Below are 15,567 nucleotides of genomic sequence, written 5' to 3'. Positions count from 1 at the left end.
AAGGATAGGAACAGTTATGGTTGCGGTACGAGAAGCCCATCTGCATGAAGATGAAGCCTTTGATCTTCAAACTTGGATTGCGCGGTTAGGACAAGACGCCTCAACCGCTCAAGCACTGCTGGATGGGTATAATTATTGTCGTACGTTAGGGGATGACACGGCGCTGAGCCAACCGCTGTGGCGTGGCCGAGAGATGATTGAAATCTTGGTGACCCTGAGTATGGACGCCGACACGCTCCTCGCCGCGCTCTTCTTCCCGGTGGTGGAAGCCAAATTGCTGGCACTCGATACCTTGGAAGAGCGCTATTCGCCCGCGATTGTCAAACTGATTGAGGGCGTGCAGCAAACCGCCGCCATCCGTCATTTGAATACTCAAACCGATGCCGAAGCGACCTCCGCGCAGGTGGATAATGTTCGCCGCATGTTGCTGTCTATGGTCGAAGATTTCCGTTGCGTGGTGATCAAGCTGGCGGAACGTATTTGCTATCTGCGTGAAGTTAAAGATGCACCGGAAGAGGTGCGTCTGCAGGCGGCGAAAGAGAGTGCCAACATCTATGCACCATTGGCCAACCGTCTCGGTATTGGTCAGTTAAAATGGGAAATCGAAGACTACGCCTTCCGCTACCAGCACGCGCAGACCTATAAACAAATCGCGAAGCAACTGGCTGAGCGGCGCATCGATCGCGAAAACTACATTACCGCGTTTGTCACCGATCTGCAGCAGGCGATGGAAGCCTCCCACATCAACGCGCAAGTGTATGGCCGTCCCAAGCATATCTACAGTATTTGGCGCAAAATGCAGAAAAAAAATCTGCAGTTTGATGAACTGTTTGATGTACGTGCGGTGCGCATTATCGCCGAAGAGCTACAAGACTGTTACGCCGCATTGGGCGCGGTGCACACCAAATATCGCCACTTGCCGAAAGAGTTCGATGATTACGTCGCCAACCCCAAACCCAACGGTTATCAGTCGATTCACACCGTCGTGTTGGGGCCGGAAGGCAAACCGGTCGAAATTCAAATTCGCACCCGTCAAATGCATGATGATGCGGAGCTTGGGGTGGCGGCGCACTGGAAGTACAAAGAAGGCTCGGCCAGTGGACGCAGTGGCTACGATGAGAAAATTACCTGGCTGCGAAAACTCTTGGCGTGGCAAGAAGAGATGTCAGACTCAGGCGAAATGCTGGATGAGTTGCGCAGCCAAGTCTTTGATGATCGCGTGTATGCTTTTACACCGCGTGGTGATGTGGTCGACTTGCCAAGCGGTGCAACGCCGCTCGACTTTGCCTACCACATTCACTCTGAAGTCGGCCATCGTTGCATTGGTGCCAAGGTAGAAGGACGCATTGTGCCTTTCACCTATCACTTGCAGATGGGGGATCAGGTTGAAATTATCACCCAAAAAGAGCCCAACCCCTCACGTGACTGGTTGAACCCAAGCTTAGGCTTTGTGAATTCGAGCCGAGCGCGGGCAAAAATCAATGCTTGGTTCCGCAAACAAGACAGAGATAAAAACATTGCCGCGGGTAAAGAAATTCTCGATACCGAACTACAAAAAATTGGCGGTGCCAGTAAAGATGCGAGTTTGGCGCTCAAGCGCTTCAATGTGAATTCACTGGAAGAGCTGTACGCGGGGGTCGGAAGTGGCGATCTGCGCATCAATCAGGTGGTTAATCACATTAACAGCCTGATCAACAAGCCAAGCTTGGAAGAAGAAGAGCAACAGTTGCTGGAAAAACTTCAGCAAAGTGAACAAAAAACCGTAGGTGGAAAAACCCATCGTGATGCGGTGGTGGTTGAAGGGGTTGATAACCTGATGACCCACCTCGCGCGTTGCTGTCAGCCGCTGCCAGGTGATGACATTATGGGCTTTGTGACCCAAGGACGCGGAATCTCAGTACACCGTGCGGATTGTGAGCAACTGAACGAACTTCGTCACCATGCGCCGGAGCGAATCATCGCCACCGTATGGGGGAAAGGGCATGTCGGGCAATACCATGTGCGCATTCGCTTATCCGCCAATGAACGGACCGGATTAGTCAAAGACATTAATACCGTGCTCAGCAATGAAAAAGTCCGCGTTGCGGGCATGCAAAGCCGCGTCGATTACAAAAAGCAGATGTCTATCATGGACTTTGATTTAGAGATTTCCGATCTCGACACGCTTAGCCGAATTGTAAACCGGCTGGAGCAGGTCAAGGATGTGGTAGAAGCCAAACGACTCAGATAAACATCACGCCCTGTTATCGACAGGGCGTTTTTTTAAGGATAACGAAGTATGGCGTCGATTGACGATTTACTGACTATCATGGCGACCTTGCGCGACCCACAACAGGGGTGCGACTGGGATAAAGCCCAAACTTTTGCCTCCATCGTGCCTCACACGCTCGAAGAAGCCTATGAAGTGGCCGATGCCATTGAGCGTGAGCACTGGTCGGACCTAAAAGATGAATTAGGCGATTTACTCTTTCAAATAGTGTTCTACAGTCAATTGGGACACGAGCAAAATCGTTTTGATTTTGACGCCGTCGTGGGGGCGATTTGTGACAAACTCACCCGTCGTCACCCGCATGTCTTTGGTCCTAAAGACAGTCAAGGTGAGCCGCTGCACGGCCCGGATTGGGAAGGGATTAAAGCGCAGGAGCGTGCCGACAAAGCGGCGTCAGAGCAACCCACTAGCGTGTTAGACGGCGTTACGTTAGGGCTTCCCGCACTGGTGCGCGCACACAAACTGCAAAAACGTTGTGCGCGAGTGGGGTTTGATTGGGATGCGGTGGCGCCGGTGCTCGATAAAGTACGCGAAGAAATTGCCGAGGTTGAGCAAGAACTGGCAATCACGCCGGTAGACCCCGCGCGGGTGGAAGAAGAAATCGGCGATTTATTGTTTTCGGTGGTAAACCTGGCACGCCACGTCGGCACGGATGCGGAATCCGCGTTGCGTAACGCGAATCAAAAATTCGAACGGCGTTTCCGTCAAGTTGAAACTCAATTACGCAATGATGAAAAAAATATTCAAGAATGTCAGTTAGATGAACTGGAATCGGCCTGGCAACAGGTCAAAAAGCAGGAAAAAAGCAACACGCTGTAAGTTTCATCATTGATTTGCGACAAATAAAAACAGTATGGTGTGTGATAGTTTTCACGTTGTGGGAGTGAGTGGGGTCTGGTATCATGACTTCCCGTCCAGATTTCCATTAATTTCCTCTAAATCCAACTCTCAGGTTTAGCATGACGACGAATTACATTTTTGTTACGGGCGGTGTTGTATCCTCCCTCGGTAAGGGTATTGCTGCAGCCTCATTGGCAGCCATTCTTGAAGCGCGTGGCCTCAACGTCACCATCATGAAACTCGACCCTTATATCAACGTGGATCCAGGGACAATGAGCCCTACCCAGCACGGGGAAGTATTCGTCACGGAAGACGGCGCTGAGACCGACCTTGACCTCGGTCACTACGAGCGCTTTATCCGCACCAAAATGACCAAGCGTAATAACTTTACCTCTGGTCGCGTATACGCGGATGTTCTGCGCAAAGAGCGCCGCGGAGATTACCTGGGAGCGACCATTCAGGTGATTCCACACATCACTAACTCGATCAAAGACCGCATCATCGCCGGTGGTGAAGGTCACGACGTGGTGATCGTGGAAATTGGCGGCACTGTCGGTGATATTGAATCACTGCCATTCCTTGAAGCGATTCGCCAACTGACCGTGGAAGTCGGTCGTGAGCGTGCGATGTTTATGCACCTTACCTTGGTGCCATACTTGGCTGCGGCGGGTGAAGTGAAAACCAAGCCGACCCAGCACTCGGTAAAAGAGCTTCTATCGATTGGTATCCAGCCGGATGTCCTTGTTTGCCGTAGTGAGCGTCCAATTCCAGCCAATGAGCGTGCAAAAATTGCACTGTTCTGTAACGTACCAGAGAAAGCGGTTATCACCATGAAGGATGTGGATTCAATCTACAAAATTCCTTCATTGATTCGCTCTCAAGGGCTGGACGACTTGGTTTGTCAGCGCTTTGGCATCCAAGCGCCGGAGGCCGACCTGTCTGAATGGGAACAAGTCATTTATGAAGAAGCCAATCCAATGGGTGAAGTCACCATTGGTATGGTAGGTAAGTACATCGAACTGCCTGACGCGTATAAATCAGTCAACGAAGCGTTGAAGCATGGCGGATTGAAAAATCGTCTGACCGTCAACATCAAGTATGTTGACTCACAAGATCTCGAAACCCGCGGCACTGAGCTGCTCGACGGTTTAGATGCGATCTTGGTTCCGGGCGGTTTTGGTGATCGCGGCGTCGAAGGCAAAATCCTTGCCGCACAATATGCGCGTGAAAACAAAGTGCCGTATCTTGGCATTTGTTTAGGCATGCAAGTGGCGTTAATTGAATACGCCCGTAATGTTGCTGGGATGGAAGGAGCTAACTCCACCGAATTCAGCAAAGACAGCAAATACCCAGTGGTGGGATTGATCACCGAGTGGGTCGATGAAGAAGGTAACGTGGAAGAGCGTAGCGAATCCTCTGATTTAGGTGGCACTATGCGTCTAGGCGCACAGCTTTGCCACCTGTCTGAAGGGTCTAAAGCGCATCAGCTATATGGCAACACTCAAATCCACGAGCGCCATCGTCATCGCTACGAAGTGAATAACTTGCTGCGTCCACAATTGGAAAAAACCGGTCTACTTGTATCGGGCTTGTCGGCGGACAAGAAGCTGGTAGAAATCATCGAAAACCCAGCACATCCATGGTTTGTGGCCTGTCAGTTCCACCCAGAGTTCACCTCGACTCCTCGCGACGGCCACCCGCTATTCGCCGGGTTCGTTGCGGCTGCAGGTAAAAAGCAGCGCGGTGAGCTATAACACAAATGTGAAGCGGTAGTCCTGACGGGCGGCCGCTTTTTATTTTTTGAATACAATGACAGACGAGAGGAATCACAATGTCTAAGATCGTTAAAGTTCTAGGTCGTGAAATTATCGATTCACGCGGTAACCCAACTGTAGAAGCAGAAGTGCACTTGGAAGGTGGCTTTGTTGGTATGGCGGCAGCGCCATCAGGTGCGTCTACCGGTTCTCGCGAAGCACTAGAGCTGCGTGACGGTGACAAGTCACGTTTCATGGGTAAAGGCGTACTGAAAGCGATTGAAGCGGTTAACGGCCCAATCGCAGAAGCACTGCTAGGTAAAGACGCGAAAGCCCAAGCTGACATCGATCAGGTGATGATCGACCTTGACGGCACTGAGAACAAATCTAAGTTCGGTGCTAACGCGATCCTAGCGGTTTCTCTGGCTAACGCAAAAGCTGCTGCGGCGGCGAAAGGCATGCCTTTGTTTGAGCACATCGCTGAACTAAACGGCACGGCGGGTCAGTTCTCAATGCCTCTACCAATGATGAACATCCTCAACGGTGGTGAGCACGCGGACAACAACGTTGATATCCAAGAGTTCATGATCCAACCTGTTGGTGCGAAAACCCTGAAAGAAGCACTGCGCATTGGTGCGGAAGTATTCCACAACCTAGCCAAAGTTCTGAAGGCCAAAGGCCTAAGCACTGCTGTTGGTGACGAAGGTGGTTTCGCGCCTAACCTAGAGTCAAACGCTGCTGCGCTTGCTGCGATCAAAGAAGCGGTTGAGAAAGCAGGCTACGAGCTAGGTAAAGACATCACGCTAGCGATGGACTGTGCTGCGTCTGAGTTCTATGACAAAGAGCAAGGCATCTACAACATGAAGGGTGAAGGTAAAACCTTTACTTCAGAAGAGTTTAACCACTACCTGGCGAAACTGGCTGAAGAGTACCCAATCGTGTCTATCGAAGACGGCCTAGACGAGTCAGATTGGGATGGCTTTAAGCACCAAACTGAACTGCTGGGTGACAAACTTCAGCTAGTGGGTGATGACCTGTTCGTAACCAACACCAAGATCCTGAAAGAAGGCATCGAGAAAGGTGTGGCGAACTCTATCCTGATCAAATTCAACCAAATCGGTTCTCTGACCGAAACCTTGGCTGCGATCAAGATGGCGAAAGACGCGGGCTATACTGCCGTAATCTCTCACCGTTCAGGTGAAACTGAAGACGCAACCATCGCTGACTTGGCGGTTGGTACTGCAGCAGGCCAAATCAAAACTGGTTCTATGAGCCGTTCTGACCGTGTTGCCAAGTACAACCAGCTGATCCGTATCGAAGAAGCGCTGGGTGAAAAAGCACCGTTTAACGGTCTGAAAGAAGTTAAAGGTCAATAATAAAAGTCGCAGCCGATTGGCTGTGATGGAAAGGCACCTTGCCTTTCACTGTTGACCCCAAAAGCCGCCTTTATGGCGGCTTTTTTGTATTCAGGGGCGTATGAATGGATAAGAGGTGCGTTTGAGCGCATCTTCACGCGCCAGATAAACAGAAAACCATGACACCGGCGGCCTGATCCGCTAGCCTATGCGGTTAGCATAATTGACGTTGCTGGCCCACTGAACACCTAAGGAGTGAAACCATGAGACTGCTATCTGTTGCGCTATTTATCACTCTGGCATGGCTGCAATATGAATTGTGGCTGGGCAAGAATGGCGTTATGGATTATTGGCACACTCAGGCAAACGTCGTGGTGCAACAACAAGCGAACCAAAAGCTGGTGAAGCGCAACCAACAAATGTATGCCGAAATCGCGGATCTCAAGCGTGGACAAGAAGCGATTGAAGAGCGCGCCCGTAATGAGTTGGGCATGATTAAACCTGACGAAACCTTTTTTCGTTTAGTCGACGCAACGCGATAACCCATCATCCGCACGATCGCGGACTAATCAAAGAGAAAACGCGTGGTAGAAAAAGCCTCTTTGCAATCAGGAATTACAGCGGTGGTGCCCGCCGCTGGTGTAGGCAGTCGCATGCAGGCAGACTGTCCAAAGCAGTATTTACACCTTTCAGGTAAGCCGTTAATCACCCACACCGTTGAACGCTTGCTGAGTCATGCTGCGATTGACCACGTGATTATCGCGATCGGTGAGAACGATGGCTATTTCGCTGAGACCGGACTGGGCGACAATCCGGATATTACCGTCGTCACAGGCGGTGCAACGCGGGCGCAATCGGTACAGGCAGGGCTTGAGGTGGTACAGACCCGTTGGGTGATGGTGCATGATGCAGCACGCCCCTGCGTCACTCACAAAGACATTGATGCGTTGATTCACGCAGCCCAAAGCCATTCTGACGGCGCGATCTTAGCTGCTCCGGTTCGCGACACTATGAAGCGGGCACAGCCGGATGGCTGTATTGCACAGACTGTCGACAGACAGGCACTGTGGCATGCCTTGACGCCACAAATGTTTCCCACCCTGCACTTAAAAGTGGCATTGGCAAGCGCTGGTGATCAGGTGACTGATGACGCGTCGGCGATTGAGGCGGCGGGTGGCCATCCGCTATTAGTTCCTGCCAGTGCCAGCAATATTAAAGTGACGCATCCTGAAGATAGGGTGCTGGCCGAGTTTTACTTATCGCAACAAGAAGGCAAATCATGATGCGAATTGGACATGGGTTTGATGTACACAAATTTGGTGGTGATGGCCCGGTGATCATTGGTGGTGTCGCTGTGCCTTATGAACACGGGTTGCTTGCGCACTCGGACGGTGATGTGGCACTTCACGCCCTGTGTGATGCATTGTTGGGCGCGATTGCTGCCGGTGACATTGGCCAGCATTTCCCAGACACCAGTGATGAGTGGAAAGGTGCGGACAGTCGTATGTTGCTGCGCGACGTTTACCGCAAAGTACAAGAAAAAGGTTATCGTTTGGGTAATGCAGATATCACTATCATCGCCCAAGCGCCAAAGATGGGCCCGCATATTCCCGCCATGTGTGCGGCGATTGCTGACGATCTAAAGGCCCCCATCGATGCCATTAATGTAAAAGCAACCACCTCAGAGCGACTCGGTTTTACTGGGCGTAAAGAGGGCATTGCTTGTGAAGCCGTTGTGCTATTAACAAAAGAGACGCTATGACAGACGTACTTGCTCCACTGGCTTATATGCATGGCCAGCCGACTCAATCCGGCCAAATCAAACACTCGCCAGACGACTTTTACGTCTCGGAAACCCTCGGTTTTACCCCGTCGGGAGCCGGTGAACACTTCCTAGTGCGAATCAAAAAGCGTGGCGAGAATACGCGCTATGTGGCCAATGAGCTGGCTAAAGCATGCGGTGTGCCATCACGACAAGTGAGTTGGGCGGGCCTGAAAGATAGGCATGCGGTGACCGAGCAGTGGTTCAGCGTACAATTACCGGGCAAAGCCGATCCTGATTTAAACGAGTTTGTCGCCACGCATCCCGGCGTACTGAGCATTGAGGCGACCGCTCGCCACCATCAAAAACTGCGGCCCGGTGATCTTATCGGGAATGATTTTGTGCTACAGATCCGCGCTCTAGCCAATCCGAGTGCGTTGGTGCCGCGCTTAGAGGCGATTGCAAGCCAAGGCGTCCCTAATTACTTTGGTGAGCAGCGTTTCGGCCGAGAAGGGAACAACCTTGACGCAGCGCGAGCATGGGGACGCGGTGAGCGCAAGGTAAAAGATAAAAGTAAGCGCAGTTTTTACCTCTCTGCGGCGCGTTCATTGCTGTTTAATCACGTGGTTTCAGCACGTCTCGAGGCAGGCTGTTTTAGCCAAACACTGGCGGGTGATCTGTGCGTTGACGATGACGATCAACTGGTCGCCTGCAACCAAGCCGGCGTTGAAGGGATGCGTATTACCGCCCCTCTGACCGGTGACAACGCACTGCCTACCACAGACAGTGCACAGCAGTTTGAGCAGGCGATTCTCGATAAAGAGCCGGACCTGCTGGCCGTGATCCGCAATAACCGCATGCGCCATGACCGTCGAGAGATCTGCTTGCTACCGCAAAATATGACGTGGGAGCTCGGTGCAGACAGCTTGTGTGTGCGTTTTTCTCTGCCTGCCGGCGCTTTCGCCACCACAGTGATGCGCGAGCTGATTAGCCCACAAGAACAAGGAGAGCAGGATGCGCATACTGATCAGTAATGACGATGGCTACCACGCGCAAGGGATCCAAACGCTCACTCATGCATTGAGTGAGATAGCCGAGGTGGTGGTCGCTGCACCGGATCGAAATTGTTCGGGCGCGTCGAATTCATTAACGCTTGAAAATCCGCTGCGGGTTCGTGAACTAGGTCCCGGGCGTTTTGCGGTGCAAGGTACGCCCACTGACTCGGTACATTTAGCTCTGAATCAATTGGTTCCGTGGCAACCTGACTTCGTGATCACTGGAATTAACCACGGTGCAAACTTGGGCGATGATGTGCTTTACTCTGGCACCGTTGCCGCGGCCACGGAAGGGTTCTTTCTCGGCGCCCCTGCCATCGCGGTTTCATTATGTGGTCATCGGCATTTTGATACCGCCGCCCATGTGATTAAGCAGTTTTTGGCTAAAAACCAACGCCATGCCGCGCCCAGTCACCGTCTGATTAATATCAATGTGCCGGATGTGGCGATTGATGCGTTAAAAGGATGGAAAGTGACTCGTCTTGGTGCCCGTCATCATGCCGAAGATGTGATAAAACAGGGCGATCCGCGTGGGAAACCCATATACTGGATCGGTGCGCCCGGAAAAACGCAAGATGCTGGGCCGGGCACGGATTTTCACGCCATAGCGGAGCAATACGTATCTATTACGCCGCTTCAAGTGGATCTTACCGCTCACGACACGCTCGGAGCGTTTTCTCAGTGGTTAGCGGAATAGCTACTGAAAACAGGCTGGCGAAGTTAACGCGCCAGCCTATCTCGTTCGATTAATACTCAGTGATAAAGGAAGCAGACGTTGAGTCAAGCGCAATCACTTATTCAATTTTTGCAGCAACAAGGTATTGATAACCAAAGCGTTCTAGATGCAATGCAAGCAGTGCCCCGGCATCTGTTTGTCTCTGAAGCCATGACTCACCAAGCATACGGAAACAATGCGTTACCGATTGGGTGGGGACAAACTATTTCACAACCTTATATTGTGGCTAAGATGACAACATTGCTCAATTTGCGACGCGACAGTCGCATTTTGGAAATAGGAACCGGCTCTGGCTATCAAACGGCGATTCTTGCTCAGCTGGTGGATCAGGTTTATTCCGTTGAACGGATTAAGCAGCTGCAAATGCTCGCCAAGCGACGCCTCAAGCAGCTCGACATTTATAATGTGGCCACCAAGCACGGTGATGGTTGGCAAGGCTGGCCGGCGAAAGGTCCTTATGATGGGATTATCGTCACCGCGGCGGCAGAGCGTATTCCAGATGCATTATGCCAACAATTGACAGAAGGCGGTGTGATGTTAATTCCCGTTGGAGAGCACCAACAAACGCTCATCAAGGTGACAAGGCAGGGCGAAGAGTTTCTGACCGAAACGATTGAATCGGTGCGTTTTGTGCCCCTTGTTGCCGGCGAACTGGCCTAACTACGCTATCTATGGAGTAGAAACTAAAAACAGATGAAAATCGCGTTTTTTCTTTTATCAGTAGTCATACTTTCTGGGTGTGCTTGGCATGGCCCGGCGCCCGTATCTAGTGTGACGCCTGACTACTCCAGTGTCGATAGAGGCAGCTATCGCGGTAGCTACTACGAAGTGAAGAAAGGCGATACGCTCTACTATATCGCCTACATCACCGATCGTGATATTGACGACATCATCAAACATAACAACCTTCAACCGCCTTACACCATTTATCCGGGTCAAACCTTAGCGTTGTGGAAGCCTGCCTATCAGCGTCCTGATGTGGCAAAGTCCACCTCAGGGGCAACAAATGTGGCCTCTGCCACAAGTTCAGCTGCAAAAGCTGCGGCGGTAGCAGTATCTTCTAGTAAAAGCACCGAAAATGGTAAATTCGGTCAAGAAAAGAAGGCGAAAACGGCGGTTTCGCAACAAAAAGCAGTTGAAGCCCAATCAGCCACAGGGTACAGTCAAACTAAACAAAAAAGTAAACAAGCTGTTAACAACAAGCGGACGGCGAGCGTATCTAACCAACAGATAAGCTGGCAGTGGCCAACCAACGGCCGAATGGTGTCGCGATTTTCTAGCACTGAACGAGGCAATAAAGGCATAGATATTGCTGGACAACGAGGACAAAGCATTCAGGCAGCGGCAGACGGAAAAGTCGTATACGCCGGAAGCGCGCTTCGAGGTTACGGCAAATTAATAATAGTGAAACACAATGATGATTACCTGAGTGCGTATGCACATAATGACAGGTTCTTGGTTTCAGAAGGCCAGTCTGTCAAAAAGGGGCAGAAAATAGCTTCAATGGGCAGTACAGGTACAAACAGTGTTCGGTTGCATTTTGAGATTCGCTACAAAGGAAAATCGGTCAATCCGTTGCATTACTTGCCTAAGCGATAGCGCTACAAAAGCGTGAGATCGTCAAGCCACCAGTGTGACGGGGCCGGTGAAAGCAGAGATGCGCTCTGCTTAGCTGCTACGCCATAAGGGAGGCGCTATGAGCCAAACTAACACCGCGAAAAAACTGGACGGCTTGGATCAAGACGTGGATTTCGAGACCTTGGATGCGCAAGTTGAAGAGGTTGCCGAAGAGGTTGAAGAGGCTGTACAACAGCACGCTGCGACATCCAAAGCCCTAGATGCCACACAACTCTACTTGAGTGAAATTGGTTTTTCACCCCTGCTGACCGCCGAGGAAGAAGTGTTGTATGCGCGTCGTGCCCTACGTGGTGACGAAGTGGCGCGTAAACGCATGATCGAGAGTAACCTCCGCTTGGTGGTGAAAATTTCTCGACGCTACTCTAACCGAGGTCTTGCGCTATTGGATCTGGTCGAAGAAGGCAATTTAGGCCTGATTCGCGCCGTTGAAAAGTTCGATCCAGAACGAGGCTTCCGATTCTCTACCTACGCTACATGGTGGATTCGCCAGACCATTGAGCGTGCCATCATGAACCAGACGCGTACTATTCGCTTGCCGATTCATGTGGTGAAAGAGCTGAATGTCTACCTGCGTACGGCGCGTGAACTGGCGCAAAAACTGGACCATGAACCGACTGCCGAAGACATTGCGGCCCAACTTGATAAACCGGTCGAAGATGTCAATCGTATGCTGCGTTTGAACGAACGCATTGGCTCGGTGGATAACCCAATTGGTGGGGATTCAGAAAAAGCGCTGCTGGATATCATCGCCGATGAAAAACAAGATGGTCCAGAGCACACCACGCAAGACGACGATATGAAAAAGTCGATCGTGCAATGGCTACAAGAGCTGAATCCTAAACAACGTGAAGTGTTGGCGCGTCGCTTTGGCCTTCTTGGCCACGAGGCCTCCACGCTTGAAGACGTCGGACGTGAAATCGGTCTAACCCGTGAGCGCGTGCGTCAAATTCAAGTTGAAGGATTGCGTCGCCTACGCGATATGTTGACCCAGCAAGGACTGAGTATTGAGTCTTTGTTTAATGTCGAGCAATAACGGCTCTAATCGCAATAAGCAAAAAAGGACGGCCAAGGTGCCGTCCTTTTTAATGCGTTATGGGATGATTAGCGAGACTGTTGGAGGGCTTTGAGTGCATAGAGTGCATCAAGCGCTTGACGAGGTGTCATCTCATCGGGGTTGAGCGCGTCAACGGCCTGATCGAGCTCACTGGGTTCAGGAAGCAAAGGGAGCTGTGTTGGCACGGCCTGATTGTTAGATGTGTCGCCAGTGACTTTTTGTTGGCCACTTTGTTCTAACTGCGCCAATTTATGCTTGGCTCGGCGGATCACCGGTTTAGGGACGCCAGCTAATCCTGCTACCGCTAGCCCGTAAGATTTACTCGCCGCGCCTTCTTGTACGGCGTGCATAAAGGCAATCTCATCACCATGCTCCACCGCGTCCAGGTGGACATTCACCAAGCCGTCCATTTGCCACGGTAGTTCGGTGAGCTCAAAATAATGAGTGGCAAACAGAGTCATAGCTTGAATCTTCTCGGCCAGCCATTCAGCACTGGCCCATGCCAGTGATAAGCCATCATAGGTACTGGTGCCACGGCCAATTTCATCCATCAAGACTAAACTGTGTGCGGTTGCATTGTGCAAAATATTGGCCGTTTCTGTCATTTCTACCATAAAGGTGGAGCGTCCTGAGGCAAGATCGTCAGACGCACCAATACGGGTGAAAATGCGATCGACCGGTCCAATGACGGCACTGTCGGCAGGCACATACGCACCAATATGGGCCAACAAAGCAATCAGCGCGGTTTGACGCATGTAGGTCGACTTACCCCCCATATTAGGGCCGGTAATGATCAGCATACGCCGTTCAGGGCTCAGTGAGATAGGGTTCGGAATGAAGGGGTCTGTCATCACTTGTTCGACGACTGGATGGCGACCTGCTTCAATCTCCACACCGGCTTGGTCACTGAGCTGAGGGCGGTGATAATTAAGCGTGTCAGCGCGCTCGGCGAGATTACACAGCACATCGAGGGCGGATAACGCTTCAGCCGCACCCTGCAATTGAGCAAGGTGAGGAAGCAATAAATCAAACAGCTCTTCCCACAACCGTTTTTCCAGTGCCAAAGCCGTAGACTTGGAGCTTAGCACCTTGTCTTCATGCTCTTTGAGCTCAGCAATGATATAGCGCTCCGCGTTTTTAAGCGTTTGACGGCGAATGTAATGCGCAGGGACGCGATCGCTTTGTGCGCGGCTAATCTGGATATAAAAGCCATGCACTTGGTTGTAGCCGACCTTTAAAGTATCAATACCGTACTTGTCACGCTCGCGCTGTTCTAGCTCCTCAAGGTAGCGCGATGCGCCGTCAGACAGCTCACGCCATTCATCGAGTTCCGCGTGATAGCCGGGGGCAATGACTCCACCATCACGGATCACCACCGGCGGGTTATCGACAATTGCCCGCGTCAGCAAATCTGTAAGCTCAGGCATAGGCTGAGTTGCTTTGGCATAGTGTGCAAACGCGGGGTGATTCAATTCACTGAGCTGTGACTGAATCGCCGGCAGCTGTGCAAGCGCAGTCCGTAGGCGGGCCATATCGCGTGGACGAGCAGAGCGCATCGCCAAGCGTGCTAACACGCGTTCAATATCGCCAACGGGCTTGAGCTCGGCGGCGAGATCGCCATAAAGCCCAGTATCAAGCAATGTCTCTATCGCATCCAATCGTTGATTGAGTACCCTTCGGTCGCGGAGCGGTTGATGTAGCCAACGCTTAAGCAAGCGGCTTCCCATCGGGGTGGTGGTACGATCCAGCACGTCGGCCAAGGTATTGTCATGGCCGCCAGCAAGGTTTTGTGTGATCTCAAGATTGCGGCGTGTCGCAGCATCTAGCACCACCGCGCTGTCTTGTTGTTCTTTGATAATCGCCCGAATATGAGGTAGGGCGGTGCGCTGAGTATCTTTGGCGTATTGCAACAAACAGCCTGCGGCACTGAGCCCGCGCGCACAGTCTTCCACGCCAAAACCAATAAGGTCTCGGGTGCCAAATTGGGCGGTCAACTGACTACGGGCCGTATCGAGGTCAAACTCCCAAATAGGACGGCGGCGGGCGCCTTTGCTTACCGAAAGCAGGTCGGGGTAGGCAAAATCCTCAGGATAGAGCAGTTCGGCCGGTTGGGTACGCTGCAGCTCTGCCTGCATTTGTTCTAACGTTTGTGGCTCACTCAGCACAAAACGGCCGGACGTAATATCTAAGGTGGCAAAGCCGAAGCCAGTATCATCGGCGATGATGGCGGCCACTAAATTATCCACTCGCTCGCTGAGTAATGCCTCATCAGAGACGGTGCCGGGTGTGACAATACGCACAACTTGGCGCTCGACGGGTCCTTTGCTGGTGGCCGGATCGCCAATCTGCTCGCAAATGGCAACGGGTTCGCCCAATTGGACAAGCTTGGCAAGGTATCCTTCTACCGCATGGTAAGCGGTAAAAGAGCAGCTCCTCAGGGTGCTGAGCTTTTAACTTGAGATACTGTTGCATCATGGGCGTGTGTTTTTCGAGCGCTTGTACTGTCACGACTAGACCTGCAAAATGGAACGTTAAGGCCGCTTAGAATACGTGATGTCGGGGCACAGGGTAAAGCCACGTCATGTGGATTTCGGTGCCATGAAAAAGGAGAAACACGTGGACCACTTATATTCACTGGCAAAGCAGCTAGGTGATGTACTGGCTGATGCACAATTGACCATCACCACCGCTGAGTCATGCACGGGTGGGGGAATCGCCTATTGCCTGACGGATGTTGCGGGTAGTTCACAATGGTTCCATCAAGCCTTCGTGACTTACAGCAATGACGCGAAGCAGCGTTTGGTGAAGGTACCTGATATGGCGCTCGAGCAGTATGGCGCAGTGAGTGAACCTGTGGTGACGGCAATGGCTGAGGGCGCGCGTGAGCGTGCAAACGCAGATGTTGCGATTGCCGTTAGCGGCGTGGCCGGGCCATCAGGAGGGAGTGAAGAAAAACCAGTAGGCACCGTCTGGTTTGCGTGGGCATGGCGAGAGGATGAAACCGAGACCGAAGTCTGTCACTTTGACGGCCACCGCCGTCAAGTGCGCGAGCAAACCATTGCGCACGCACTTGGTCATGTTTTAAATCGGCTACAGTGACGTGT

Annotated in this window: 14 protein-coding genes; 13 read left to right on the top strand and 1 reads right to left on the bottom strand. The window is 51.9% G+C overall.

Features of this window, described 5'->3' with window-relative positions:
- Positions 1-16: 16 nt before the first annotated feature.
- The 12 genes from relA to rpoS all read left to right on the top strand — a co-directional run bounded on the left by relA (position 17) and on the right by rpoS (position 12,442).
- On the top strand, positions 17-2,230 hold the full coding sequence (relA, locus tag BZJ17_RS01155; protein WP_077639517.1) for a GTP diphosphokinase: 2,214 nt from the start codon (positions 17-19) through the stop codon (positions 2,228-2,230).
- A gap of 48 nt (positions 2,231-2,278) precedes the next feature.
- Positions 2,279-3,088, top strand: a complete 810-nt coding sequence (gene mazG, locus BZJ17_RS01150) for a nucleoside triphosphate pyrophosphohydrolase (protein ID WP_077639516.1) — start codon at positions 2,279-2,281, stop codon at positions 3,086-3,088.
- A 140-nt stretch (positions 3,089-3,228) separates the two neighbouring features.
- Positions 3,229-4,863 carry a CTP synthase gene (locus BZJ17_RS01145; protein ID WP_069591319.1) on the top strand — a complete coding sequence of 545 codons (1,635 nt, stop codon included), beginning with the start codon at positions 3,229-3,231 and terminating at the stop codon, positions 4,861-4,863.
- A 77-nt stretch (positions 4,864-4,940) separates the two neighbouring features.
- Positions 4,941-6,239 (top strand): phosphopyruvate hydratase, encoded by a 1,299-nt coding sequence (eno, locus tag BZJ17_RS01140; protein WP_077455265.1) that lies wholly within the window; start codon positions 4,941-4,943, stop codon positions 6,237-6,239.
- Between the two features lie 242 nt (positions 6,240-6,481).
- On the top strand, positions 6,482-6,760 hold the full coding sequence (gene ftsB, locus BZJ17_RS01135; RefSeq protein ID WP_069591125.1) for a cell division protein FtsB: 279 nt from the start codon (positions 6,482-6,484) through the stop codon (positions 6,758-6,760).
- 42 nt (positions 6,761-6,802) lie between these two features.
- Entirely contained in the window at positions 6,803-7,501 is a 699-nt protein-coding gene (gene ispD / locus BZJ17_RS01130; protein WP_077639515.1) for a 2-C-methyl-D-erythritol 4-phosphate cytidylyltransferase, read from the top strand.
- Positions 7,501-7,980: a 2-C-methyl-D-erythritol 2,4-cyclodiphosphate synthase gene (gene ispF / locus BZJ17_RS01125; RefSeq protein ID WP_108743760.1), complete on the top strand. Its 480-nt coding sequence runs from the start codon at positions 7,501-7,503 to the stop codon at positions 7,978-7,980. Before ispD ends, ispF begins: the two co-directional genes overlap by 1 nt.
- Positions 7,977-9,014, top strand: a complete 1,038-nt coding sequence (gene truD, locus BZJ17_RS01120; protein ID WP_077639513.1) for a tRNA pseudouridine(13) synthase TruD — start codon at positions 7,977-7,979, stop codon at positions 9,012-9,014. The genes ispF and truD overlap by 4 nt, the downstream gene beginning before the upstream one ends.
- Positions 8,995-9,732, top strand: a complete 738-nt coding sequence (gene surE, locus BZJ17_RS01115) for a 5'/3'-nucleotidase SurE (protein ID WP_077639512.1) — start codon at positions 8,995-8,997, stop codon at positions 9,730-9,732. The genes truD and surE overlap by 20 nt, the downstream gene beginning before the upstream one ends.
- A 78-nt stretch (positions 9,733-9,810) precedes the next feature.
- A complete protein-coding gene (locus tag BZJ17_RS01110; protein WP_069591116.1) occupies positions 9,811-10,431 on the top strand; it encodes a protein-L-isoaspartate(D-aspartate) O-methyltransferase in 621 nt (206 codons plus the stop codon).
- A gap of 33 nt (positions 10,432-10,464) precedes the next feature.
- Positions 10,465-11,370, top strand: a complete 906-nt coding sequence (gene nlpD, locus BZJ17_RS01105) for a murein hydrolase activator NlpD (RefSeq protein ID WP_069591114.1) — start codon at positions 10,465-10,467, stop codon at positions 11,368-11,370.
- A 97-nt stretch (positions 11,371-11,467) separates the two neighbouring features.
- The gene (gene rpoS, locus BZJ17_RS01100) at positions 11,468-12,442 is read left to right on the top strand and encodes an RNA polymerase sigma factor RpoS (protein WP_069591112.1); all 975 of its coding nucleotides are present in this window, start codon (positions 11,468-11,470) and stop codon (positions 12,440-12,442) included.
- Positions 12,443-12,510: 68 nt separating this feature from the next.
- Here the strand turns inward: rpoS and mutS are convergent, their stop codons facing one another.
- Positions 12,511-14,901 (bottom strand): DNA mismatch repair protein MutS, encoded by a 2,391-nt coding sequence (gene mutS, locus BZJ17_RS01095; protein WP_347230974.1) that lies wholly within the window; start codon positions 14,899-14,901, stop codon positions 12,511-12,513.
- A gap of 178 nt (positions 14,902-15,079) precedes the next feature.
- Here mutS and BZJ17_RS01090 point away from each other — a divergent pair, with 178 nt between their 5' ends.
- Positions 15,080-15,562: a CinA family protein gene (locus BZJ17_RS01090; protein ID WP_077479402.1), complete on the top strand. Its 483-nt coding sequence runs from the start codon at positions 15,080-15,082 to the stop codon at positions 15,560-15,562.
- The last annotated feature ends 5 nt before the right edge of the window (positions 15,563-15,567 follow it).

The sequence above is a fragment of the Salinivibrio sp. IB574 genome, from assembly GCF_001996205.1.
Taxonomy (GTDB): domain Bacteria; phylum Pseudomonadota; class Gammaproteobacteria; order Enterobacterales; family Vibrionaceae; genus Salinivibrio; species Salinivibrio proteolyticus.
This window is presented reverse-complemented; position numbering and strand designations above follow the sequence as displayed.

Coding starts and splice junctions, on each gene's coding strand:
- relA (WP_077639517.1), top strand. CDS start 17: ATGGTTGCGGTACGAGAAGCCCATCTGCATGAAGATGAAGCCTTTGAT.
- BZJ17_RS01145 (WP_069591319.1), top strand. CDS start 3,229: ATGACGACGAATTACATTTTTGTTACGGGCGGTGTTGTATCCTCCCTC.
- rpoS (WP_069591112.1), top strand. CDS start 11,468: ATGAGCCAAACTAACACCGCGAAAAAACTGGACGGCTTGGATCAAGAC.
- mazG (WP_077639516.1), top strand. CDS start 2,279: ATGGCGTCGATTGACGATTTACTGACTATCATGGCGACCTTGCGCGAC.
- surE (WP_077639512.1), top strand. CDS start 8,995: ATGCGCATACTGATCAGTAATGACGATGGCTACCACGCGCAAGGGATC.
- eno (WP_077455265.1), top strand. CDS start 4,941: ATGTCTAAGATCGTTAAAGTTCTAGGTCGTGAAATTATCGATTCACGC.
- nlpD (WP_069591114.1), top strand. CDS start 10,465: ATGAAAATCGCGTTTTTTCTTTTATCAGTAGTCATACTTTCTGGGTGT.
- ftsB (WP_069591125.1), top strand. CDS start 6,482: ATGAGACTGCTATCTGTTGCGCTATTTATCACTCTGGCATGGCTGCAA.
- ispF (WP_108743760.1), top strand. CDS start 7,501: ATGCGAATTGGACATGGGTTTGATGTACACAAATTTGGTGGTGATGGC.
- truD (WP_077639513.1), top strand. CDS start 7,977: ATGACAGACGTACTTGCTCCACTGGCTTATATGCATGGCCAGCCGACT.